The organism is Hyphomonas sp. J20-32, assembly GCF_055808555.1.
In genome coordinates this window covers 2,561,573-2,585,748 of record NZ_CM147873.1, presented here as the reverse complement: position 1 = coordinate 2,585,748, position 24,176 = coordinate 2,561,573, and the positions used below count along the sequence as shown (strand labels likewise).

20 protein-coding genes are annotated in these 24,176 nt (G+C 56.9%); 11 read left to right on the top strand and 9 right to left on the bottom strand.

Annotated elements, in window-relative coordinates; translation table 11 throughout:
- The first annotated feature begins 5 nt into the window (after positions 1-5).
- Complete coding sequence (gene metH, locus AC0L7I_RS12575) at positions 6-2,651, top strand: methionine synthase (RefSeq protein WP_473396767.1); 2,646 nt, start codon at positions 6-8, stop codon at positions 2,649-2,651.
- On the opposite strand, the gene AC0L7I_RS12570 is transcribed toward metH, so the two are convergent.
- Positions 2,648-3,478 (bottom strand): DUF5694 domain-containing protein, encoded by an 831-nt coding sequence (locus AC0L7I_RS12570; protein ID WP_473396766.1) that lies wholly within the window; start codon positions 3,476-3,478, stop codon positions 2,648-2,650. The genes metH and AC0L7I_RS12570 overlap by 4 nt on opposite strands.
- Before the next feature lie 176 nt (positions 3,479-3,654).
- On the opposite strand from AC0L7I_RS12570, the gene pyk reads away from it, so the two are divergent.
- Entirely contained in the window at positions 3,655-5,079 is a 1,425-nt protein-coding gene (gene pyk, locus AC0L7I_RS12565) for a pyruvate kinase (protein WP_473396765.1), read from the top strand.
- Here the strand turns inward: pyk and AC0L7I_RS12560 are convergent.
- Both AC0L7I_RS12560 and AC0L7I_RS12555 read right to left on the bottom strand, forming a co-directional pair.
- The gene (locus AC0L7I_RS12560) at positions 5,066-5,566 is read right to left on the bottom strand and encodes a retropepsin-like aspartic protease family protein (protein WP_473396764.1); all 501 of its coding nucleotides are present in this window, start codon (positions 5,564-5,566) and stop codon (positions 5,066-5,068) included. The genes pyk and AC0L7I_RS12560 overlap by 14 nt on opposite strands.
- 32 nt (positions 5,567-5,598) lie before the next feature.
- Positions 5,599-5,793, bottom strand: coding sequence for a DUF1289 domain-containing protein (locus tag AC0L7I_RS12555; RefSeq protein ID WP_473396763.1), 195 nt, complete (start codon positions 5,791-5,793; stop codon positions 5,599-5,601).
- Positions 5,794-5,931: 138 nt separating this feature from the next.
- On the opposite strand from AC0L7I_RS12555, the gene AC0L7I_RS12550 reads away from it, so the two are divergent.
- The 4 genes from AC0L7I_RS12550 (at position 5,932) to AC0L7I_RS12535 (ending at position 10,818) form a co-directional block, all read left to right on the top strand.
- Positions 5,932-6,933: a nicotinate-nucleotide--dimethylbenzimidazole phosphoribosyltransferase gene (locus AC0L7I_RS12550; protein ID WP_473396762.1), complete on the top strand. Its 1,002-nt coding sequence runs from the start codon at positions 5,932-5,934 to the stop codon at positions 6,931-6,933.
- A gap of 147 nt (positions 6,934-7,080) precedes the next feature.
- Positions 7,081-8,277 carry an acyl-CoA dehydrogenase family protein gene (locus AC0L7I_RS12545; protein WP_473396761.1) on the top strand — a complete coding sequence of 399 codons (1,197 nt, stop codon included), beginning with the start codon at positions 7,081-7,083 and terminating at the stop codon, positions 8,275-8,277.
- A 25-nt stretch (positions 8,278-8,302) separates the two neighbouring features.
- Complete coding sequence (locus AC0L7I_RS12540) at positions 8,303-9,457, top strand: acyl-CoA dehydrogenase family protein (RefSeq protein ID WP_473396760.1); 1,155 nt, start codon at positions 8,303-8,305, stop codon at positions 9,455-9,457.
- Between the two features lie 125 nt (positions 9,458-9,582).
- Positions 9,583-10,818, top strand: coding sequence for a glycosyltransferase family 4 protein (locus AC0L7I_RS12535; protein WP_473396759.1), 1,236 nt, complete (start codon positions 9,583-9,585; stop codon positions 10,816-10,818).
- 8 nt (positions 10,819-10,826) lie between these two features.
- On the opposite strand, the gene AC0L7I_RS12530 is transcribed toward AC0L7I_RS12535, so the two are convergent.
- Entirely contained in the window at positions 10,827-11,948 is a 1,122-nt protein-coding gene (locus AC0L7I_RS12530) for an NAD(P)/FAD-dependent oxidoreductase (RefSeq protein WP_473396758.1), read from the bottom strand.
- 775 nt (positions 11,949-12,723) lie between these two features.
- Between AC0L7I_RS12530 and AC0L7I_RS12525 the strand changes: the two genes are divergently transcribed.
- The 5 genes from AC0L7I_RS12525 (at position 12,724) to AC0L7I_RS12505 (ending at position 19,397) form a co-directional block, all read left to right on the top strand.
- Positions 12,724-14,010, top strand: a complete 1,287-nt coding sequence (locus tag AC0L7I_RS12525; protein ID WP_473396757.1) for an outer membrane beta-barrel protein — start codon at positions 12,724-12,726, stop codon at positions 14,008-14,010.
- Between the two features lie 122 nt (positions 14,011-14,132).
- The gene (locus tag AC0L7I_RS12520; RefSeq protein WP_473396756.1) at positions 14,133-16,460 is read left to right on the top strand and encodes a GumC family protein; all 2,328 of its coding nucleotides are present in this window, start codon (positions 14,133-14,135) and stop codon (positions 16,458-16,460) included.
- A gap of 125 nt (positions 16,461-16,585) precedes the next feature.
- On the top strand, positions 16,586-17,695 hold the full coding sequence (locus AC0L7I_RS12515; protein ID WP_473396755.1) for a glycosyltransferase family protein: 1,110 nt from the start codon (positions 16,586-16,588) through the stop codon (positions 17,693-17,695).
- Complete coding sequence (locus tag AC0L7I_RS12510; protein ID WP_473396754.1) at positions 17,692-18,984, top strand: O-antigen ligase family protein; 1,293 nt, start codon at positions 17,692-17,694, stop codon at positions 18,982-18,984. The genes AC0L7I_RS12515 and AC0L7I_RS12510 overlap by 4 nt, the downstream gene beginning before the upstream one ends.
- Positions 18,985-19,190: 206 nt before the next feature.
- Positions 19,191-19,397, top strand: a complete 207-nt coding sequence (locus AC0L7I_RS12505; RefSeq protein WP_473396753.1) for a hypothetical protein — start codon at positions 19,191-19,193, stop codon at positions 19,395-19,397.
- 40 nt (positions 19,398-19,437) lie between these two features.
- Here AC0L7I_RS12505 and AC0L7I_RS12500 read toward each other — a convergent pair whose 3' ends face one another.
- From AC0L7I_RS12500 to AC0L7I_RS12480, 5 genes are all read right to left on the bottom strand, one after another.
- Positions 19,438-20,253 (bottom strand): family 16 glycosylhydrolase, encoded by an 816-nt coding sequence (locus AC0L7I_RS12500; RefSeq protein ID WP_473396752.1) that lies wholly within the window; start codon positions 20,251-20,253, stop codon positions 19,438-19,440.
- Between the two features lie 52 nt (positions 20,254-20,305).
- Positions 20,306-21,001, bottom strand: coding sequence for a sugar transferase (locus tag AC0L7I_RS12495; protein WP_473396751.1), 696 nt, complete (start codon positions 20,999-21,001; stop codon positions 20,306-20,308).
- Between the two features lie 348 nt (positions 21,002-21,349).
- Positions 21,350-21,940: a polysaccharide biosynthesis/export family protein gene (locus tag AC0L7I_RS12490; protein WP_473396750.1), complete on the bottom strand. Its 591-nt coding sequence runs from the start codon at positions 21,938-21,940 to the stop codon at positions 21,350-21,352.
- Positions 21,941-21,998: 58 nt separating this feature from the next.
- On the bottom strand, positions 21,999-22,910 hold the full coding sequence (locus tag AC0L7I_RS12485) for a metallophosphoesterase family protein (protein ID WP_473396749.1): 912 nt from the start codon (positions 22,908-22,910) through the stop codon (positions 21,999-22,001).
- A 67-nt stretch (positions 22,911-22,977) separates the two neighbouring features.
- The gene (locus AC0L7I_RS12480; protein WP_473396748.1) at positions 22,978-23,997 is read right to left on the bottom strand and encodes a glycosyltransferase family 2 protein; all 1,020 of its coding nucleotides are present in this window, start codon (positions 23,995-23,997) and stop codon (positions 22,978-22,980) included.
- Positions 23,998-24,176 lie beyond the last annotated feature (179 nt).

The following is a 24,176-nucleotide window of genomic DNA, read 5'->3' as shown; positions in this document are numbered from 1 at the left end:
GTATCATGACCAAGGATTCTTCCATTTTCGTCAATATTGGCGAGCGCACCAATGTCACCGGCTCGGCCGTGTTCCGCAAGATGATCACGGCCGGTGACTATCCAGCGGCAGTCGAGGTTGCCCGCAACCAGGTCGAGAACGGCGCGCAGATCATCGACGTCAACATGGACGAAGGCATGCTGGACGGTGTCGAGGCGATGCGTACCTTCCTCAACCTCATCGCTGCCGAACCGGACATTGCCCGGGTGCCGGTCATGATCGACAGTTCAAAATGGGATGTTATCGAGGCAGGCCTCAAATGCGTTCAGGGCAAGGCGGTCGTCAACTCGATCTCGATGAAGGAGGGCGAGGACGCCTTTCGCCAGAATGCGAGCGCGTGCCTATCTTACGGGGCTGCCGTAGTTGTGATGGCGTTCGACGAGGAAGGGCAGGCCGACACGGCCGCCCGCAAGATCGAAATTTGCCAACGCGCCTACAAGATACTGACCGAAGAAGTCGGGTTTCCGCCCGAAGACATCATTTTCGATCCGAACATTTTTGCGGTCGCGACGGGCATCGAGGAACACAACAATTACGCCGTCGATTTCATAGAAGCCGCGAAGGTTATCCGCGCGACATGTCCCGGCTGCCATATCTCGGGTGGGCTTTCCAACGTGTCGTTCAGCTTCCGGGGCAATGAGCCGGTCCGCCGCGCGATGCACTCGGTTTTCCTTTATCATGCCATTCCGGCCGGGATGGATATGGGCATCGTCAATGCCGGCCAGCTTGATATATATGATGATATCGAACCCGAGCTGCGAGAACGCGTTGAGGATGTCATTCTAAACCGCCGACCGGATGCGACCGAGCGCCTGGTCGACACTGCCGAAACCTTTCGGGGCCAGAAGGGCAAGGTTCAGGAGAAGGACACGCGTTGGCGCGATGCGCCGGTTGCCAAGCGGCTGGAACACAGTCTCGTTCACGGAATTACAGAGTTTATCGAGGCCGATACGGAAGAAGCGCGTCAGTCAGTCGACCGACCGCTGCATGTGATCGAAGGCCCGCTCATGGACGGCATGAATGTCGTTGGCGACCTGTTCGGATCTGGCAAGATGTTCCTGCCACAGGTTGTGAAATCGGCGCGGGTCATGAAAGCCGCCGTGGCCTATCTCGAGCCGTATCTCGAGGAAGAGAAGATCCGGCTGGGAACGGTCGACGTGTCCAATGGCAAAGTGTTGATGGCTACCGTGAAGGGTGACGTGCACGATATCGGCAAGAACATTGTCGGCGTTGTCCTTGCCTGCAACGGCTATGAGATCGTCGACCTCGGCGTGATGGTCGCTGCAGAGAAAATTCTCGACACGGCCATCGAGCTGAACGTGGATGTCATCGGCCTGTCTGGCCTGATTACGCCGAGCCTCGACGAGATGGTCTATGTAGCGTCCGAAATGCAAAGACGAGGGATGACGCAGCCGCTGATGATCGGCGGCGCGACGACCAGCCCTGCGCACACTGCTGTGAAAGTCGACCCGGTCATCCAGTGCGCTCCCGTGATCCATGTATCCGACGCAAGCCGTGCTGTCGGCATCGTGAGCGCATTGTTGAATGCCGACGACAAGCCGGCGCTGGTGGCGCAAACTCAGGCCCGCTACCAGCGCTTGCGGGAATCTCGCAAGGACGGGCCTCCGAAGCCTCGCCTTCCCATTGCCGACGCACGCGCGGCGGCCCTGAAGATTGATTGGAACGCTTATGAACGTCCGGTGCCGACCTATTCCGGCGTCCGCACATTTGAAGATATCGATCTTGCGACACTCGCCCGGTATATTGACTGGACACCGTATTTCTCGGCCTGGGACCTTGCCGGCAAATACCCGGCTATCCTGACCGACAAAGTTGTCGGCGAAGCGGCGAGCGGCCTTTGGCGTGATACGGAAGCCATGATGCAGCGCCTTGTCGGTGAAGCTTGGTTCAATCCGAAAGCGGTCGTGGGCTTCTGGTCGGCGAACAGCAAGGGCGATGACATCCAGCTTGAAACTGGCGACACGTTCCACACGCTGCGCCAGCAGATGGTCAAGGACAATGAACGGGCAAATTTCGCGCTTTCGGATTTCATCGCGCCTGAAGGTGAAGACTGGATCGGCGGCTTCTGCGTGACGGCTGGCCCGGAAGTCGAAGCCATCGCCGCAGGTTTTGCCGCGAAAGGAGACGACTATTCCTCGATCATGGTGAAAGCCTTGGCTGACAGGTTTGCAGAAGCCATGGCCGAGTACATGCACGAACGTGTGCGCCGCGAATTGTGGGCCTACGCGCCGGACGAGGCGCTCGCCGCAGCCGATCTGATCGGTGAGAAATACCGTGGCATTCGCCCTGCACCGGGATATCCGAGCCAACCGGAACATACTGAAAAGGAAACCCTTTTCAGGCTGCTGGACGCCGAAAACAGGATCGGTGTGTCGCTGACGTCCAGCTTCGCCATGACGCCTGCCTCCAGTGTGTCCGGCATGTATTTCGCTCACCCCGAAAGCGTCTATTTCGCGGTCGGGCGGATAGAGCGTGACCAAGTCGAGGATTATGCTGCTCGCAAGGGATGGGACATGCGGACGGCCGAGCGGTGGTTAGCGCCGATCCTGAACTATGATCCGTTTGCTGTAAAAACAGAGGCCGTTGCCTAGTCTTCGAGATAGGGCAGGGGATCGACAAGCGCGAAGCCTGGCGCTTCTTCGGCGAAATGTCGAAGCCAGTACGCGTGTCCCGATCCGAACAGAACGATCACGCGGTCGCCCGGCCGGCTTATGGAGTCGAGCTTGGAAAAGATAATGGCATTGCGTGCATACCAGCCATAGTTCAGCGCAGCGCCTGCCGGGTCATTGGCGGTCGCCAGCTGCAACAGTGAATAATAAAATGTGCGATGAATATCGTTGATCGAGTCGGGGCTGTTCTGAATCGCGAGCAGCTGCGACACGGTATGTGTTTCCTGTGCCTTTTCGAATTCCGACACGAATTCGTTGAGCGGAGCCATCAGTTCTTCAATGAAGTCGGCGGGGCCGTTCTGTTCGACAAATGCCTCAATGCGCTCAAACGGGAAAAAGTCGATTTCACCGTCTCCCGTGTCGATGCCATATACCCTTGAGATGCCGAGCTTGCCGGCCAAGCGGTAAGCGATCTGGACGGTTTCGTTCGGATCGGTCGCTAGGCGTTCGGGGGTGAACTCCAGATAGCCGACGTCGAGAAAGTCGGCGCGGGGAGACTGGGTTTCGACCATGATCGCCGTGGGTTTGAAGACCGCGAGCCGGTCGGCCAGTACGGCAAGCTCCTGTTGCCGGGAAGCAGCCAGGACATTGTCGGCCTTGGCATTGGCAAGATCGGCCCCCGGATTGCCCATATGGTAGGTGCCGAGAACCATGACCCCGACGACGTCGGCACGGGAGGACGGTACCTCCGGCGTGCTCGCACACGCTGCGGCTCCGATCACGGCAATCGCACACAAAATATGTTTCATCGGCTCTCATTCCCCTTGTGGTGGTTACTGTGAGATGCTCCGCGAGCAGCAATTGGATGCACCTTCAATGAAGTTTCACCCAGGAACAGAAATGATTGCGCTATCACAAGCACTGGTGGCCTGCACGCGAGTCGCATATGACGGGCTGTGCAACCGAGCGCCATTGGAGAAGCGAGATGAGCCAGAACAAACTTCGCGGCGAGAACGCCAAGATCGTTGCGACGCTCGGCCCCGGTAGCCGCTCACGCAGGGAAATTCGCGCGCTGGCTGAAGCGGGTGTGGATGTCTTTCGCCTGAACTTCAGCCATGGCGAACACGAAGCGCATCGCGAAGCGCTCGAAGCCGTGCGGGCGGCAGAAACTGCGCTCGGCCAGCCGTTGGCCACCCTGGCAGACCTGCAGGGCCCCAAGGTGCGTGTGGGTCGGTTTGTCGGCGGCACGCTGCGGCTGGGCTTTCGGGCGGAGTATGAGTTGATCGCAGCTGAGGAGACCGATCGGGACGACGTGATTCCTGTGCCGCACGCTGAGATCGTTTCCATGCTTGAAGCCGGGGATACGATCCTGGTTGACGACGGCAAACTGATTCTGACCGTAACTCATGCCGGGGACCGGCCGCGTGTGCGATCGGAAGTGCCCGGCAAGCTGGGTGACAAGAAAGGCTTTACCGTTCGCGGCAAAGCACTGCCAGTTCAGGCGCTAACCGACAAAGATCGCAGGGACCTTGCGTTCGCGCTGGAGATCGGCGTGGACATCGTCGCGTTGTCCTTCGTCCAGACGGTAGAAGACGTGCTCGAAGCCAAGGCGATCATCGCAGGACGAGCACCACTGGTTGCCAAACTGGAAAAGCCGGCTGCGATTACGAACCTGTTGGCCATCGTTGAGGCCGCTGATGCCGTGATGGTGGCCCGCGGCGACCTCGGGGTGGAGTTTGCGCCCGAAGACGTACCGGTCATTCAGCGGCGGATTGTGCGTGCGGCTCGTGCAGCGGGACGTCCCGTGATCGTGGCAACGCAGATGCTGGAATCCATGATCGAGAATTCGGCTCCGACTCGGGCGGAAGCGAGCGACGTCGCGACAGCGATCTACCAGGGCGCCGATGCAGTCATGCTGTCTGCCGAGACAGCCGTCGGACGCCATCCCGCTACGGCTGTCGCCATCATGTCCCGGATAATACGAGCCACCGAAAATTCTGAAGACTATCGCCGGTCGATCGCTGAATTCGATGGTGACGGCGCCAGCATGAATGCGATCGATGTCGTCGCCGAAACAGCACAGGCGATGGCGGCATCAGACGGGGCGACGGCGCTGGCCTTGCGAACCGGCGCATTTGACCGGTTGGCACGATTCTCACGCGTGCGTGGTGCGGCGCCGATCTTGTACGGTTCACTTGATGACCGGCGCCTGAGACAAGCGTGCCTGTTATGGGGCGTGCATCCGCAGCGCCTGAATGCAGGGGAGGAGACATGGTATCGCGACCTGATGAACGCCGCTGGCCTTCAGGGGCGCGTTGCCTATGCGCGCTGGGCAGGTGACGAGTCGCGGTTTGCTTGGGAGATCGGTATCGGCAGAGGCCAGGATGGCGTGCCGGTTACTGGCGTATGACCAATTGGCTCTTCCGAAACTCGTATGAATAGAGCTCGCCTAGAAATGTCATGCCGAGAAGCGACTGTTCGAGTCCTTCGCGCAAGACCATGGCTTCGATATTCTCGACTTCGACCTGGCCGATCCTGATCTTTTGCAATGTGACGGCCGCGCCGTACACGATCCCGCCAGCGGTACGTATTTCCCATTTGAAATCCAGCTCTTCCGGCTTGAGTCCAATCCGTTGGGCATCCCGAAACGTGATCGCTACGGTGCTGGCGCCGGTATCGACCATGAATTTCACGGCGGTACCGTCGACATCGGCGCGGGTCCAGTAGTGGCCGTCAGGTTCCCGGTCGATGATGGCGGCATTGGCGAAGCTTGCCTTGGGTGGCGGGACGACGGCGGAGGCAACGGTCGGCACTCGATCCGTTTCTTCGCGGTCATTCAGTTTCGGAACGACGAAGACAATGACAGCCATCGCGATCATCGCGGCAGCAGCGACCATTGAAACGGTTTTTTCCAGCGACCCGCCCAAACCTATCTCTTCCCCATGGCCTTGAGTTCTGAAATCCTCCCTGGCAGGGATTCGGCGACCTCGTCGCGCGCATCGCCTCCCATCGCAACCCAGCGTCCGATTTCTGGCAAGGTGCGTCCGCACCCAAGACACCAACCTGTAGTGGCGTCTATTGCGCAGACTTTTATACAAGGGGACTTTATCGGTTGGTCAGTCATCAATATACAGCGTAATCCATGGAGCAGGATGGGCAAGTATGGCACGTTGCAAGGTAACAAATCCTTGTCGTGCGCAGAACGTTTTCTCTGATAAAAGCGCACTGTCCCCAAATGCGGGTGACCAGGAGACTGATTGACGTGACTGAGCCTGCCAACAATACTTCCCCTCTGGACGATGTCCGGGCGCTTGTTCACAAGCCAATTCCACTTGGCACTCCATTTGGCGAGCAGGTCAGGGCGGCATTGCTCACAATGGGACGGGAAGGTGATTTCGGGCGCCTTGGCGCAGCGGCGGAATGGCTGGCTAACTGGCAGCGCCGCTATCCCCCGCGGATCGAGAAGCCCGTCCTGGCAATCTTTGCCGGTTCGCACGGTCTGGTCGACGAGGGCGTCTCGCTATCGACAAATACCGACACTCGCGCACATGTAGACGCCCTGAGGGAGGGGCGGGCCCCTTTGTCCGCGATCGCCACACAGGCCGGCGCTAATATTCGCGTCTTTGAACTCGCGCTGGACAATCCTACCCCCAGCATCGCAGAGACGGCCGCCATGAGCGAACGGGAATGTGCTGCGACGATCGCTTTTGGCTTCGAGGCCATTGAGGACAAACCGGATCTCTTGGCGCTGGCCGTGTCAGGGGCAGGGGTAGGGACGGCCGCTGCCGCCGTCGCATGCGCGCTTTATGGCGGTTCACCGGACTACTGGGTTCGACCGAGCAATTTGACCCCGCCTGCGTTGTCCAAAAGACGAGTCGAGTTGGTGAGCCGCGCGCTGACCCTGCATCGCGGGCACCTGTCCGATCCGCTTGAGGCGCTGCGGTGCCTGGGTGGGCGCGAACTCGCTGCTTGTGTCGGTGCGATCATTGCGGCGCGTCATGAAGGGGTTCCGGTGGTGCTCGACGGGTTCGCGACCACAATAGCTGCTGGCGTGGTTCATGCCATCGCTCCCGGTGCCATCAGTCACTGTATTGCATCGCACTGCACGCAACGACCCGCGCATGAGGCAGCGTTGGAGCGGCTCGGCCTGAAACCGCTTATGCAGCTTGAGTTTCAGACGGGTGGTGGACTGGGTTCGGCAACAGCAATCGGTGTGCTCAAAACAGCCTGCGCACCCTTCATAGCCGAACCTGCGGCTCCCTGATTTCGCATGTGAACCCTGCGGAAACGCATGGAAAACCTGCGGCAAAGTTTACGTTTACGTGCGCGTAACCTTGCCACGCGACCTGTTTGGCTGACATAGAGAGTGAAAGTCAGCCCTAAAAAATCTGCCCGGAGGAGTTCCACGCTCATGAATCTTGATTTTTCCCCTGAGGAAATCGCCTTTCGCGATGAAGTTCGCACCTTCATCAACGAAAATTATCCCAAGGAACTAGCGGGCGTAGGAACGCGCGAAGACCTGAACCGCGACCAATTTCTCGCTTGGCACAAGATTCTCGGCAAAAAGGGTTGGTCCACACCGGCCTGGCCGAAGAAATATGGCGGCACCGGTTGGACCTCGACCCAGCGCTATATCTGGTCGGAAGAGAACGCGCGCGTGGATGCAGTCATGCCGTTGCCGTTCGGCGTATCGATGGTGGCTCCCGTTATCTACACTTTCGGCACCGAAGAGCAAAAGGCTGAGTACCTGCCGGGAATCCAGTCTGGCGATGTCTGGTGGTGTCAGGGCTATTCCGAGCCGGGCGCGGGTTCCGACCTTGCCAGCGTGAAGACCACGGCCGTACGAGACGGCGACCATTGGGTAATCAACGGCCAGAAAACCTGGACCACGCTCGCGCAATTCGCCGATTGGGGTTTCTTCCTCTGCCGTACCGACCCGACCGCGAAAAAGCCCCAGGAAGGCATCAGCTTCATTCTCGTGAACATGAAGACGCCCGGTGTCGAAGTGCGCCCGATCAAACTGATCGACGGCGGCCACGAAGTGAACGAGACTTGGCTGACGGATGTGCGCGTACCGGTCGGCAACCTGGTCGGCAAGGAAAACGAGGGCTGGACCTGCGCCAAGTTCCTCCTCGCCCACGAGCGTTCGGGCATTGCGGGCGTTGCCCGTTCGAAGCGTGGTATCGAAAAGCTGCGCGCGATTGCCAGCCAGGAACTGGTCGATGGCGAGCCCCTGATCGAATCCAAGGATTTCGCCCGGAAGATCAGCCAGCTGGAAATCGATCTCACCGCGCTGGAATTTACCGAATTGCGCACCCTCGCAGCGGAATCGGCTGGCAAGGGTCCGGGGCCGGAAAGTTCGATCCTCAAGATCAAGGGCACCGAGATCCAGCAGCGCCTGACGGAGCTGACACTCGAGGCCGTCGGCAGCTATGCGGCGCCATACACGGCTGGCATGGAGGCGGATGGCTCCAATGAGCTCGGCGTGGGACCAGACCACTCCAATTACGCGGCGGAGACGTATTTCAATATGCGCAAGACGTCGATCTATGGGGGATCGAATGAGATCCAGCGCAACATTATCAGCAAAATGATCCTCGGCCTTTAGGGCACGCGGGGCAGGGAGAGAATTTATGGATTTCAATTTCACCGAAGAGCAGACCATGATCCGCGACAGCCTCTCGAGGCTGATCCGCGAGCAATATGATTTCGAGACGCGCCGCAAGGTCGTGGCGTCGAAAGATGGGTGGCGTCCGGAAATGTGGGCCCAGTTCGCCGAACTCGGCCTGCTCATGGCGCCGTTCAGCGAAGAAGATGGTGGCCTCGGCGGCGGCCCGATTGATGCGATGGTTGTCATGGAAGAATTCGGCAAGGGCCTCGTGGTCGAGCCTTACCTTCCGAGCGTCGTCTGTGGCGGCGGCTTCCTGAAGCGCGGTAGTGACGCCCAAAAGGCCGAACACCTCGCTGGTGTGATGTCTGGCGAGCAAATCTTCGCTTTCGCCTATGCCGAGCCGCGGGGGCGTTACAACCTCGCCGACCTTGAAACCACCGCCAAGAAAGATGGCGCCGGCTATTCGATCACTGGCCACAAGGCCGTCGTCATCGGCGCGCCATGGGCCACGCATTTCATCGTGACTGCTCGCACCTCGGGCGGACGTCGTGATACCAAGGGTGTGACCGTGTTCGTGGTCGCCAAGGATGCCAAGGGCGTTTCGACGCGTGACTATCCGACAGTCGACGGTCGTCGCGCTTCGGAGGTCTATTTCGAGAACGTGTCGGTCAGCGCTGATGCTGTGATCGGCGAAGTCGACAATGGCTTGCCGCTGGTTGAACTGGTGACTGACGAGGCGATTGCCGCCCTGTGCGCGGAAGCCTGCGGCGCTATGAAAGTTGCCCATGAAATGACTGTCGAATATTCGCGCAACCGCAAGCAATTCGGTACGGCCATCGGCAAATTCCAGGTGCTGCAGCACCGGATGGTCGACATGTTCATGGAGCATGAGCAGTCTGTGTCGATGACCTACATGGCGACTCTGAAGCTGGACGAGGATGAAGCGACCCGCAAGAAGGCGGCTTCTGCAGCCAAGGTGCGGATCGGCCAGGGCGGGCGTTTCGTTGGCCAGCAGGCGATCCAGATTCATGGTGGCATGGGCATGACGGACGAACTGGCTGTCGGTCACTATTTCAAGCGCCTGACCATGATCGATTCAGAGCTGGGCAATGTCGACCATCACCTCAAACGCTACACCGACCTGTCGGCCGTCGACCTTCCAGTGGCAGCCGAATAACCAGGCTTGGCCTGATAGACTTTTGTGGCGGCGGCTGGGAAACCAGTCGCCGCTACCGATTCTGGCGTCTGGTTTGCAGGACACGCGCAGGAAATTCCCTTAATGGGCGTTGCGAGGAGTGACCGATGGCAGAGACCAGCCCCCCCCGAATGGACATGATCGTTCAGCGCCAGCTCGATGTGATGACAACTGGCAACTCAGCCTATCTCGCCATCTTCCTGCGTGCCGTGAAAGCAGCCGGTACGCGGGTCCGTATCGTGTTTGCTCCTATGCGGTCATTCGGGAACCGGCCGTGGATGTCAGTTCATCCCGAGTTCCTAGAGCTTTCGGACGAACTGGTCGTACCGGCAAGTCTTCGGATTGGCGGGAGGTACTGGTCCATGTCCCCGCAGGTGTGGGGACGCTTTGCCATCCGGGCTGCCAAAGCACTCGCCAGCAAACTGGGTGCCGACATCAAGATACACTCCTATCTCGGCGACCCGCTGAGGCGCCGGGAAGCTAAGAAGGTTGCAACCATAGTCCAGCGCGGCGCGCCTGACATTGCGGTAGCCGAGTACTCATCGCTAGGACCGCTGCTCGATGACCTGTCAGGTATCCAGCACAGGTCCGTGCTGCTGCATGATCTGTTCTCGGTGCGGGCAGAGCAGTTCCGGGCCAACGGGCTGGCGCCGGACTTCACGGATGTCACCCGTGCCGACGAAGCGCGACGGTGCCGCGCATCGACCGTGAACTTCTATGCCTCGAACAATGAACTCCATGTCTTGAGCCCACTTTTGCCAGAGGCGCAGTCAATCTGGTTGCGGCCGGAACCTCCCGTTCATTCGGTGCAAGAGACGGATGCCCCGGCTCATGCTGTTTTCCTTGGGACTCGCCACGCGGGTAATATCGACGCCCTAAAGCATCTTGTAGACGATATTTGGCCGCTTGTGCTGAAGCAGCGGCCAGAGGCTGTGCTGAAAGTGGCTGGATCCATTTGCGCCGACCTAACACCGGAACAGGCAGCGACCCAGGGGGTTGAGCTGCTTGGCAGGGTCCAGAGCCTTGAAAGTATTTCGGGAAGTCCGGCAATTGGCCTTGCGCCGACACGGATCGCAAGCGGTGTAAGCATCAAAGTTGCCGAATATCTCATGCTGGGCATGCCTTGCGTGGTCTATCCGGTGGCGCTGGAAGGCTTCCTCGATGTTCTCGACGATCTTGTCGTCATCGCAAAAGGGCCGCAGGTCTATGCTGACCGGCTGGTTGAGCTCCTGTCGGATGCAGGCAAGCGCAAGCGTCTCTCGGATCGCGGTCTCGCAGAAACGCCAGAGCGGCTGTCCAACCGGGAACTGATCAGCTATTTCGAACGTTTGAATGTGGCCTAGTCCGCCCGTCAGTCGTCAATCTGGTCAGCGACATACTCAGCGATTGCCAGAGAGCTTGTGAGGCCGGGAGACTCGATGCCAAAGAGGTGAACGAGGCCAGCATGACCATGCAGATCAGGTCCATCGATCCGAAAGTCGGCAGCCGGTTCGTTCGGCCCGGAGAGTTTTGGACGGCATCCTGAATAGGCTGGCACGATCGCGCTGTCCGGCAGGGCGGGCCAGTATGAACGGACAGCATTGTAGAAGGATTCAGATCGCGCTGAGTCGACGCGGTAGTCGATCATGTCGGGATCGCTATGCCCGAGCCATTCGACATCCGGGCCAAAGCGCATTTGTCCGGCAAGATCGAGGGTCACGTGGACGCCAAGTCCGCCGGCAACAGGTACTGGATAGATCAGTCGCGAAAAGGCTGGCGGCGCCTGGCAGCTGAAATAGTTCCCCTTGGCGAGCGTGAATGCAGGCAGGAGATTGCCGTCATACTGTTCCATTTTGTTGGCCAGGCGGTGTGCGTAAAGGCCAGCGCTGTTGACGAGGCGCCTGGCGGTAACGTCGTAGTGTTCACGTCCGCCAATCTTTAGCTTGAAACGACCATCAGGAAGGATGCTCGTGCCGAGGACTGGTGCGTCCAGCAGGACAGCACAGCCATGATCTTCAAGTTCGTGGCGAAGGGTGGTCATATAGCTGTGACTATCGATCAGGCCTGTTTCCTCGGACAGCAGGGCCGCCACACAGCGTAGGTTCGGCTCTAGCGCCAAAGCCTCAGCGGCGCTGAGCATACGCAGGCCTTCCACCGCGTTGCGTTGGCCTTGAGCATGAAGCGCTTCCAGTTTGGAGACCTGACTTTCATCGGTTGCGACGATCAGTTTGCCGGTGCGTTTGTACGGTATGTCGTGAGCGTTGAGATAGTTGTAAAGACTTCGGCGCCCGGTCACGCACATCTGGTGGCGCAGACTGTTTGTCGGATAGTAAAGTCCGGCATGAATCACTTCGCTGTTGCGAGAGGACGTGCCGGTGCCTATGTCGCGTGCCGCTTCCAGAACATATGTTTCGTGACCGCGGCGAGCGAGTTCAGCGGCGCACGCGAGTCCGACCGCACCCGCGCCGATCACTATCGTATCGACTTCAGTCATTGCGCACGCCGTTGTTCATCGGCGTAGTTTCGCAACAGGAGGTGACAGGGTGATTTCATGGACGGGCGCTCAAACCTGGATATTGGGCGATGCTGATGCCAGCCGCATGCCAATGTGGCGCATTCGCGGATCGGCGACCAGCTCTGAAACGAGACGGGGCGGCGCTCGTTTCTAAGCCAGTGTGTGGAGTGCAGGCAACACCGCAAACCCGCTTCGCCAATGTCCAGTTTTATGGATAGTCGCAGGGTGACAGTTAACCATCAAAGGTGTAGCTTTACCGGGCATTGGGAGTGTATTGGCTTCTGAAACAAGCAACAATGAATTGGGGTCAGTTCTTTTGCCTCGACGCTTTGGCGCAAGAAGGTGCCATTCGTTAAGGCAGGGCCTTTGTTGGAATGTTTGGTCCATACGCAACGCATAGAATATGGGTGGGGATGTCTTTGAGACTCAAGTTGCGAGATATTCGGCTCACTCATCGTGCACCTGCCGTCGGACCAAGGCACACCAAACTGCTTTTGAACAACTATGCTGCGGTCGCCTTACGGGGCGTTGCGCGCAATTTGTTCTATCAGGTTCAGCACATTTTCATTCGCGTAGCGCATAGAGTGCACACAGTTTCAGATCATGTACGGTTGTCCTGCCCGTTGTTTCGTTCCGGGAATCCGATTGTTCATGGCAACTACAGAATACTCGCAAACATGGTCCCAAGTTTGCAACACACACCAAGTTGATCAGGACCGGCACACAACGAGAATTATCCGAGGGGATTGCATTAATGTCGAATTTCAAGCGTGTTTGCCTTCTAAGCGTGGCGGCTGGAGGACTGATGGCCGCCAATGCCGTGGCGCAAGGCCAGAACTATTACAGCCGCGACAAGTACGAATCCGTGCTCGACCGCCATCAGGAAGCCTTTGATCCCGAGCCAATTCGCCTCGGCGCGTTCCTGGTCAATTCACACGCCAGTGCGTCAGCAACTTATATCGACAACGTTCAGGCAACAAACAGCAACAAGATTTCCGATACGATCGTCCGGATCGGCGTTGAAGTGGCAGCGAACACCAACTGGAATGTGCACGAAGTTGGCCTTCAGGTTTCTGCCTACCGGAACGAATACCTCGATATCGGCGATGAATCGACGAACGATTTGCGTGCCCGTGTGCGTGGACGTCTCGACGTCAATCGAAATGTGTCGCTGGGTGCGGCGGTGTTTGCCGAGGACCTCGCTAAGTCGCGGACGGACATTGCCAACTCGGTCGGCCTGGACCGTCCGGTCGAACACACGCGTTTGGGCGCTGCCTTTGATGCCGATTACCAGAGCGACCGTTTTCGTTGGAACAATGTGGTCCAGGTGTACGAGGAAGATTATGAGGATGGTCGACAGACAGGAACCGGCACGACGATCGATCAGGACTATCGCGACATCAGCGTGACTTTTGGCAGCTCGCGATTGTCATATGCCGTATCGCCGAACTTGGCTGTGTTCGCGCAGGGCACGGTGCGTGAACTGTCGTATGACCAAACGCAAGTCCTGTCCGGCGGCGTCCGCACGCGCGACTCGAGCGGCTATACGGTTTCCGGCGGTGTGGATTTCGAACTCGCCGCCCTGGTTCGTGGTGACATCGCCATTGGCTATTTCAGCGAGGACAAAGAAGACGATTTCTTCAAGGACGTCGACGGTCTGTCAGTTGATGGTCGCATGCAATGGTTCCCGACACGCCTGACGACGGTAGGTTTTAATGCCGGCCGCCGGGTCGTTGATATCGGACTCATTGACTCTCCGAGCGCACTTCAGACCTCGTTCGGTGCGCGGGTCGATCACGAGCTTCGGCGCAATATCATCCTGTCCGCAGCTGCCAATATTGTCAGTTATGAATACCAGGAAATCGACCGGACAGACGACGTGAACGATTTTTCCCTGACCGCTGCATACAAGCTGAACAAGCGCGTTCACCTCGAAACCTTCGCGCGTCACATCAACCGCGACTCGACCGGCAGCGATGTGTTTGGCGATCCTTCATATGACGTCAATCTCGTGGGCGTCGGCCTGAAACTTTATCCCTGATACTTTCCCGGCCCGGGGCCCGGGCTACGACAAATACGAATTGGTTTAGTGCTTTGACTAAGACTTACAGTCTTGAAATCCCTTCTCAAGCTTCGTCGCTTGGCGGTGACGGTCGTGACGACATGCCTATTGATTTCAAGGCGCTGGTCGGCACCGTCTATCGCCGATTCTGGATCATAGTGACCGGTTTCCTCGTGACCTTCATTCTGGTCGCCTACATGACGTTCACGCAGACGCCGATCTACAAGGCGAACTCGATCCTGCAGCTGGATACAAACAAGGAAAACGTTATCGACCTCGGTAGCGTGTTGGGTGGTCTGGCCGCAAGCACCGCAACGATCGACACCGAAGTGCGCGTGATGGGTTCGAAATCGCTTCTCACGAAAGTCGCAAAAAAGCTGAAACTGGTTGAGGATCCGGAGTTCAATTGGACTCTTGTCGAGAAAAAGCCTGGTCTGGGTGCACAATTCAAGGCGCAGGTCCGGTCGTGGACTGGACAGAAAGTAGAAAAAGAAGCGCCTTATGCGAGCCTGAGCGCTGAAGAGCGCGAGGCTGCAATCCTGGAATCCGTCGTTCAGACGTTGATGTACAAGGTGCATATCAGCCGTATAGGCACGACCTACCTCATTAATGTCGAAGTGACGAGCGTTTCGCCAGAAACGGCTGCGCGGATTGCTGATGCGATTGCCGACCAATACCGTGTCCAGCAACTCGATTCCAAGCTGGAAGCGACACGTCGTGCAACGGCATGGTTGTCCGAACGCGTCGCGGGCCTGCGCGATGAAGTGGAGGCAAAGGAGCAGCGGGTCGAGGAATTCCGAGCCGAAACAGGCCTGCTGTCCGCCCAGGGAGCAACGCTCACCGAGCAACAAATCGCCTACAATACGAACCAGAAAAGCGTGCTCGAAGCTCAGCTGAGCCGGGCGCGTGCGCGCTATCAAAGCATGCGGCGCCAGATCGACAGTGGCGCAGGCATTGATGCCATCGCCGAAGTTCTCGATTCGCCGGTAATCTCGAGCCTAAAGACACAACGTGCACAGATTCTTCGGCGCGTCGCGGAACTTGAAACCACGCTGGGCCCTGCCCACCCCGAACTGATTGGTGCCCGCAACGAAGCAACAGATATCGAGCGTCAAATTACAACCGAAGTGAATCGGATCGCTACTAATCTCGATAGCGAACTCAAGGTCGCCCAGGCGCAGATTGACAGTATTAACTCGAATATCAGCCAGTCGACTGCACAGCTGCGCGGCAACAATATCAACCTCGTACGCCTGCGCGAACTCGAACGCGATGCAGAGACGAGCCGGGTGCTCTACGAAGAATTTATCAGTCGCTCGAAAGAAACGCGCGAACAGGACGATCTCGTACAGGCCGATGCGAACATCCTGTCAACGGCTTCGGTTCCCAGCCGGCCAAGTTCACCGCGAAAGATGTTGAACCTGATTATCGGCGGGTTGCTTGGCGGCATCATAGGGGGCGGATTGGCGCTGCTCGCCGAGATTTTCGATATGAAAATCAGTTCGGCCGAGGATATAGAGCGCAAGCTGGGTGTGAACTCTATTGGTTCGGTGCCGCTGATCCGCAATACCAGCCTGTTGCCTTTTTCGCAGGTAAACCCAGCCGACTTTTTGGTGGACAATCCGCTATCTGCGTTCTCGGAGAGCATTCGCTACCTGCGTGCAGCTATCGCGTTTTCGGACATCGACAGCGAGACAAAGACCGTTGCGGTGACATCGTCCTTGCCGGATGAAGGCAAGACGAGCCTGACTTTGAGCCTTGGTCGCATGTCCGCAATGTCTGGCTCGCGAACGCTGGTTATCGATGGTGACTTCCGGCGCCGTCAACTCACTGACGCGGCTGGTCTGTCACCGGAGATCGGTTTCATCGAACACCTGTTCGGCGCTGGCCAGCTTTCAGATGCGATCTGCAAAGATCACCGCAGCATGCTGGACATTTTGCCATTGTCGAAATCCGGTCATGTGCCACATGATGTGTTTGGAACGCGGGCATTTGACGACCTGCTGGCGCGCCTGCATTCGATGTATGACCTTATCCTGATAGACACCGGTCCATTGCTGTTGATGGCGGAAGCCCGAGTCGTAGCCGGCAAGGTTGACAAGACGATCCTCGTCATTCGCTGGCGTCGTTCACTGCGCTCCGCAGTGCGCCAATCCATGCATCTGCTGAAGACGTTCAATGCAGACCTCTTGGGCATCACTCTGAACATGGTCGACTTGACCCGGAGACGTCACCACAAGGATCCAGGCTCGACCTACAAGGCCTATAGCAAGTATTACTCTATGGAGACCAAGCGTTCGATCTTCGGATGGAACAAGGCGCCGAAGCCTGGGGCCATGACAGCGTCGGTGAAGCCGATACCAACGCGCGTCAGCTCTAGCGATGCAGGTGAGCGCGCTGAGACATCCAAAGAAGTTTCCACGCACTGATCATGCCGGACGCCAGATATCCGGATGACACAACGATCGCCGGGTTTGAGGCTTACGACGTTGAGGCACAGGGGGCTGGATTGATCAGGGTCGCTTTTTTTGGTCATGATGCAGGAGACGCCGCGGTGCGTCGCCGTGTCCGCGCCATGCATGAAGACGGCCTATCGGTTCGTGGTTTCATGATGCGCCGTCAGGATGATGTTTCTCCCGAGTGGGAAAATATTGATCTTGGCCAGACACGTGATGGGGCCTTTGCCCAGCGGGTGGTTCGCGTTTTTGCTGGGGCACGTATTGCTGCTGACGCCAGGGACGCTCTGGCCGATGCCGACGTTATATATGCGCGCAACCTCGATATGCTGGCCTGCGCTTTTTTGGCCAAACGGATCGCCCGCCTGAACACGCCTGTAGTCTATGAGAGTCTTGACGTTCACAGGTTGCTTACACGAACGGATGTCGTGGGAAGGACCATGCGATGGCTTGAGAAAAGCCTGCTGCGGCGAACGATAGGCTTAGTCGTAAGTTCACCTGGATTCCTGCGTAATCATTTCGAGAAACATTATCCGGGTCTCTACGTGCCGTTCCTGGTCGAGAATCGGCTCGCGTCGGGAAGTGATTTCGGGCCCCGGCCACAACCGGACGGGTCAACCCGGACCATATCACGTGCCAAGGGACCATTGAGGTTGGGTTGGGTCGGGAACTTGCGGTGCCAGAGGTCATTCGACCTTTTGTGTGCGCTCGCAGACCGCTATCCGGACGCCATCGAAATCAAGTTGCACGGCCAGCCAGCAAGGACTGAGATCCCTGTGTTCGAGCCCGAGATCGATGCACGCGCGAATATGATGTTTGGTGGGCGGTATCGTTCTCCTGAGGATCTTTCAGATATCTATGCTGGACTGGACATGGTCTGGGCAGGGGACTTCATGGAAGCCGGGTACAATTCCGACTGGCTGTTGCCCAACCGGCTCTATGAGGGCGGGTACTTCGCCACCCCCGCTGTGGCGCCCGTCGGCACCGAGACAGGAGACTGGATTGAGCGGCACGCTTGCGGGTTCACGATTGCTGAGCCGCTGAACGAAACGCTTCCTGCCTTCATTGGCGAAGTGATGTCAGATGATGCTGCGTTGGAAACCTGCCGCAACCGGTTGCTTGCCATGGCGAATGAGGTGTTTATCGAGCCAAGGGGATTCTTTTCGGAGGTATTGGAGCGTGCACTCACCGGGAGCCGCTCGATATGAACATGGTCAAGCCCATTCAGGTCAATGAGACAGAGACGCTCGGGGTCGCGAACCTCTACCGCACAGGCCGCAAAGCGCCGGTATGGGAGCAAGCGCTCGTGACGGTCTGGTTTTTCGTGACTTACTTGCCGCTCAATGGCGTGACACCGATCCGTTATTTGCTCGTACTGTATTTTCTCGGCATTACGGTGATGTACTACCGTGACGTCGTCCCCGTGATCCTGAAATGTTGGCCGCTATTCCTGTTGCCCATTTTCGGATTGTTGTCCTTCACGTGGTCTGAGTACCCGTCAGATGCCATCCGGTCTGGCGTATTGATGCTTCTGACGCCTCTGACAATCGTTGTGATCGGCGCCCGTCTCAACACAAGGCAGGCGCTGCGTTGTCTTATGTTCGCGGGCATGATCACGACGATCATTGCCATTCCGACAATGAGCATGTTCAGCTCAGGTGGGCCTTATGGTGTCGGAGCAAAAAACCTGTTCGCAATCCAAATGCTGTTCGCGATGCTTCTCAGCCTGGCTACGGCACTCAACCAAAAAGAGTTACTGTGGATTCGACTCTTGGCAGCCCCCTTTGTGCCAGTTTGCTTTGTGTTCCAGTACATGGCCCATTCAGCCACGTCCCTAGTGTTTGCTGTGATCGGCATAGTCGGTTTGCTCGGGGTGCGATATTTTTGGATGAACCTTGGTCAAATCCGGCACTTGCGTACGTCGCTGCTGTTGGCGTGCGTCGGTATCGCGTTGACGGTTGCCATCGTGATACTCAGCATGCCCGAAAACACGATCATGAACGACTTCCTTGTATTGCTGGGCAAGGATGGCACTTTCTCGGGCCGAGCTGAGATCTGGCGGCAAGCCGAACTCTTAAGTCATGACAACCCGATTTTCGGCGTGGGGCTGGAGGGGTTCTGGCAGTATGACGTTGGTGCAGCACAAACAATCAATGAGAACGATTTCAAGCCATTCGGGACCAAATTGACCTTTCACAATTCTTTTTGGGAAGTCCGAGTGCATCTTGGCTATATTGGGTATGTCTTGTTCCTGTTGATTCTGGGTTGGTGTTTGTACCGCACCGTTCTGAACTGGTTTAAAACGCCGACCATGGATAGTTCGGCGCTTCTAATCACTGCCGTGATCATTTTTACGTCCACGTTCACTGAATCCTACCTTTGGAGCACGTTCAACACACTAGTGAACCTGTTCTATTTCGGCGCGATAACAACGCTCGGCGCTGGAGAACGCAAATTCCAGGGCAGAGTACCGGTCATCGTGCACGAGACGACTTGAAGGCAGCTGTTGTGCGTTGAGCAAGATTCGACGGCTTGAGTTTGGATCCGCACTGTGGATTAAAGGATTGTGAGCTTGGAGCCGGTCGCAGCGCGACCCCGTTTAAGACGCATTCCTGCCTGATTTCCCCTCCAGAGTTTGAGAGAATGGGCGCTGAACAGGTGAGCGTATTTTAAGCAGTCGTTAAAGTTGGTTGTTCAAAACATATGATGATGACGCCAAACCCAGCTATTCCGTCCCGCAGGACTGCCGTCGACTATTCGCTCGACGCACAGATACGTACGGATTCCGGGCACTATGGCGGCTCGCAAGATGACAAGTGGCCTGTTTGGGCGCGACTGCTCGTCATCGTAGGGCTGAGCGCGCTTTTGTGGGCCGGCATCATCTCCGGAATCATGGCTCTGTTCAGCTGAATACTTGAGAAACACGATCCGCGGAAAATCGTTCGCGATATCAGTGCTTGTAAGTGTCAGAGCATTGTGAAGTCGTGTCGCCCAGTGCGCGGAAGCTGACGCAATAATATGTAGCGTGTGTGCCGTCTCTGAATTCCGGGGGGCCGTGCCAGGCATATTGATCCGGTGTTCCGGTCCAGATGTTCATTATGATCCGACCGGGGTTTTTAGGAATCGGCCACTCGGCGGACGTGAGCGTTTTCTTTTTCACTCCATCAACATACCAGCTGACGGCATTTGGTTGCCATTCGAATGCATAGAGGTGAACTTCCTCGGCCGCATCAAAAGGGAGGTCAATATATATCGACCCGTTGGTTTTTCCGTCGGCGAATACATTGGCATGAATACGACGCGTATCGTTGCCCAGAAACTCTATATCGATTTCGTCGTGTGGATCGCCGAATGTTGAATCTGTGTGGGTGAAGAACGACGATACGACACCCGACCCAGAGGCAGCCTGCATCACGACTTCGTAGCGCCCGAACCCATAGAATCCGCGCTTTTGAACTTCTGCGCCCGAATATGGCTGGTGGTCCACGGGCTTGCGATTGATTTCGAGTGAAATACTTGGCTTTTCGAAATGAACGTTCTCGGCGACCCATCCCGCCCGATAGAAAGTGGAACGGAAGGTAAAATCGGAAACGTACCAGTCAGCCTCTTCAAATCCATCACTAAACGACAGATTGAATGACGCTCCGTCTCCTCGATCGGGCACGACTTTGTGTTTGGGGTGAGTCCAAATGTAAGCCGCGATGCCAATCGCGATCAGAAGCGCCAGTAAAATAGCAATTGAGATTACGTATTTGGTGCGAGTCACGGCCTACCAATTCCATTTGTCAGGCTAGCGACTAGTTCCGTAGTCGGACGGATTAGCGCGCGCCTTTGGAGTTGAGGACGGCGGGAACCGTCATCAAGACAATTTTGACGTCACCCCAGAATGAACGACTGCGCACATATTCGACGTCTGCAGCGACACGCTGTGGGTAGGAGGTGTCACTACGGCCGCTGACCTGCCACAGTCCTGTGATGCCAGGACGAACGGCACAGTAATGTTGATAACTGTCGCCATATTTCGAGATTTCATTCTCGACGATGGGGCGCGGCCCTACGAGCGACATGTCACCACGCAATACGTTGTAAAGTTGGGGTAATTCATCAATCGATGTCTTGCGAATAAAATGTCCGATAGATGTGATGCGCGGATCATTGGTCAGCTTTTGAGTGTCGTCCCATTCCTTCCGCGCGACTGGGTCGTGCGCCAGGATGTGATCGAGCTGTTCTTTCGCGTTTGGCGCCATTGAGCGCAGCTTGAAGCAATTAAACGTTTCCCCATTCAGTCCATATCGCCTCTGGGAATAGAAGGCGCGCCCACCGTCCTGCAAGCGAATGAGTACGGCTACGAAAAGTATCAGCGGTGCGACAAACAGCAGGGCTGTTCCAGCCACGACGATGTCGAACAGGCGTTTGAACTGGGTGTGATCCTCGTCAAGTGGCTGGCTCATCCGAGCTGCTGCATAGGCGGTGGCTTCTGCCTGCCGTGACGAGTTACTCAATCTCAAGCCCATTCTGGTCCCCTGCATTCTACTTGCGGTATTGCTAACCAAGCCGCGTCCACTCGACCCAATTGCAATTTTCTTACCACATCTGGGTTCCACGCTTATTGCGTTCGACCCAACCTTTGCAATCCTTATACCGCGATTTTCGTAAATAATTAACTCTTGGAGTCCTTTTTCCCCTGTCGCGCGAAGTATTGGATAAATATTCGTTCATATTCGGCTTTTCGTCGAATTTCGTGTATCGATACGAGACAGACCGCCCAAAATGCAGGCACAATATGAAACCACCCGCGACGTTCAATCGAAAACATCGCGGGTGGAAAAGGAATTAAAGAACTGATTTGATTCGCGAGGAGCCTAAAAGATCCGTTCGCCAATTCGAAGCGTGTCACCAGGCTTGACGACCGTGTTGGTGTTGAGCTCGAAGGGCACTTCCTGATTTCCATCGGCACTCTTGATGAAGACCACTTTCTTGTTGGCGCGATATGTAAATCCGCCAGCAGCGGCCACTGCGTTCAACACGGTGAGTCCGGAGTTGAAGGGATATTCACCAGGGCGTCCAACTTCGCCAAGGATATAAAACGGCCGGTAGTTGATCACTTCGGCGCTTACGCGGGGGTCTAGAAGAAACCCGTTGGACAGATTGGCTGCGATGGTGGTCTCAAGTTCTTGGGTGCTGAGGCCAACTGCGGCGACTTGACCAATCAGTGGGAGTGAGATCGCGCCTGTTCCATCCACCACGAATTCACCGGAGAGTTCAGGTTGCCCAAACACGTTGATGCGCAACTTGTCGCCTGTGCCCAGAGTATACGCGATATTCGACTGGGTTTGAGCGGGGGTCGATGGTTCCGTGACCTGTCGGCTCACCGGACCAGCCGACTGACAGGCTGTTGCAAACATGAAGATGGCGAGCGTTGCCATGAGGGTGATTGAGCGAAATAGCGTCATTGTTAATTCTCCAAGCGATGGCGACGAAACGCGGCCAAACTGTTTCAGCCTGACACACTCACGTGGTCAGAAACGTTACTTCCTCGCCGAAAAAACGAGCCGCAGACAGCTTGCCACTAAGGAAGGCGCCTGTGTCGAGACCAATGCGACGATTGTCCCGGAAAACTTCTTCGGCTGGAGTGTGTCCGTGGACTATCAGATGCGAAAATTGCCTCGTATCGTCAAGGAACTCGTCCCGAATCCAGAGCATATCACGAGTGCTTTGCTCGGCGATCGACGTGTCGGGCCTCAGCCCTGCGTGGACGAACAAGTAGTCGCCGGCCGAATGGTAAGGCTTCAGCGACTGATAAAAGTTCAGATGCTCTTCTGGCAAACGCTCGCGGAATGCGCCCCACAACTTGGACCATGCCGACCGCGCCGCCGCCATCGCTTCGTGCGAGCCTAGACTGCCCCGTGTATTGGGTGGTTGGAAGCCGTAGGAATAGAGCGTTTCCCCGCCGCCATAGCGTACCCACTGGCTGCCAAACGACTCGTCCTCAAGGAATTTCAAGAGAGCCTCTTCGTGGTTGCCCATCAGGAATACGGTCTCGAATTTATCCAAACGATCGCTCAAAAAAAGCTCAATCACGTCTCGCGACTGTAGGCCGCGGTCAATGTAGTCACCGAGAAACACGATAGTGACGCGCGTGCCCGATGGAAGCTCAGTCGCGTCTGCTTCGATTTCGACGATCAGGCGTTCGAGCAAATCATGTCGACCGTGGATGTCGCCGACCGCATAGATGCATTCGCCATCTGGGGCGGCCGTGACCCTGGTGACGTCATTTCGCGCAGGCTTGGCCGCAACCGGGGTCTCGTCGATAGATTGTCCGACTCTGTCGCGAATGCGTGCGCGCAACGATGTTGCCGAACGGGTCAGGCGCCCGAACTGGTCCAGGAAAGACCTTTGCAAGAGTTGTGGCAATCTGGACATGGCGGCTTTCTGAATAGTCTCTCTTTATCGCGTTTTGTAGTAAAAACCAATTTCTTGCTTCGCGAAATTATCTAGGTCCCATAAGGGATTGCATGATGAACCCTGCAGCCCAACTCATGTGCATCGTACCTGAAGCCAGTCCAGCCAAGAGGCCACAGGCGGACGCCTTTACCACGCCCATTATGACTGAGGCGGCGATCAAAATGGAGATGTAGCCCAGTGGGAGGAGCAGGGCGGGAAGGTAGAAGGCGCCAGCGAACAGGCCAGTGAGGCTGCCCAGCAAGGCGAGTACAGGAAGCATCTGGCGAACCTTTGGTCTTTGACCGTGCTTAAATACGGTTCGCGCCCGGCCTTTCCCGTAGTTGTAATATTGCCGCGCCAGAGCCGCGACAGAGCCGCGTGGGATGTAGATCTTGCGGATTGTGGCATCAAGGAAGATGCGGCCACCAGCCTGGGCGACGCGTTCGTCGTATTCGGCATCTTCATTGTGGGAGAATGTCTCGTCGTATCCGCCGACAAGCCGGAAGACCGACAAGTCGAAACCTGCATGATGGCCATGGTCGACATAAGCTGAACGTGTTCCGCCCCGATGAGCCGATCCGCCCGATCCAAGCGGCGTGTCGACGATCCAGGCGTTGGCCTTTTCAAAGCAAGTCTCGCCTCGCGCGTCCATTGGAATCACAACCGAGGCTGCTTGTGTCCGAACGAGGCTGGACGCGACCGACTGAATGAAGCCAGCCGGGAATATCGAATGGGCATCGCAACGCACGAGAAATCTTGCGGTGTCACCGGCGCATTCAGTCACGGCGAGATTGATCGCGGCAGACTGTAGTTTCTTGCTGTTGTGTACGAGACGAAGATTGGGAAACTCAGGCATCAGCGATTTCACGATACCGATCGTATTGTCGGTGCTTCCGCCGTCGACAACGACGAGCGGAACACGCCTCAACCATTCTTCGCCCGTCATGAGAGAACGGATGCATGCCTCGATGTGCCGCGCTTCATTCAATGCGGGGATCACGGCCAAAACCTCGGCCGGATCGAGGGTTTCGGCCGATTTTTCGAGGGTTTGAGTGTTGGTTTCCACTGTATTTCCTGCCCGATTGGCTACCTGCGGCCTATAACAGCAAGTCCTGTTCCAATTTACACCAGACAGGCGAGATTGGGAGGATCGAGGTAGCGGGACGCTGATGGCCGCCTGTGATCCGGTATCTGCAGGAACGCAGCTTTCGGGGGCGTGCAATTTTTTATGAACTCTCCCCTAGG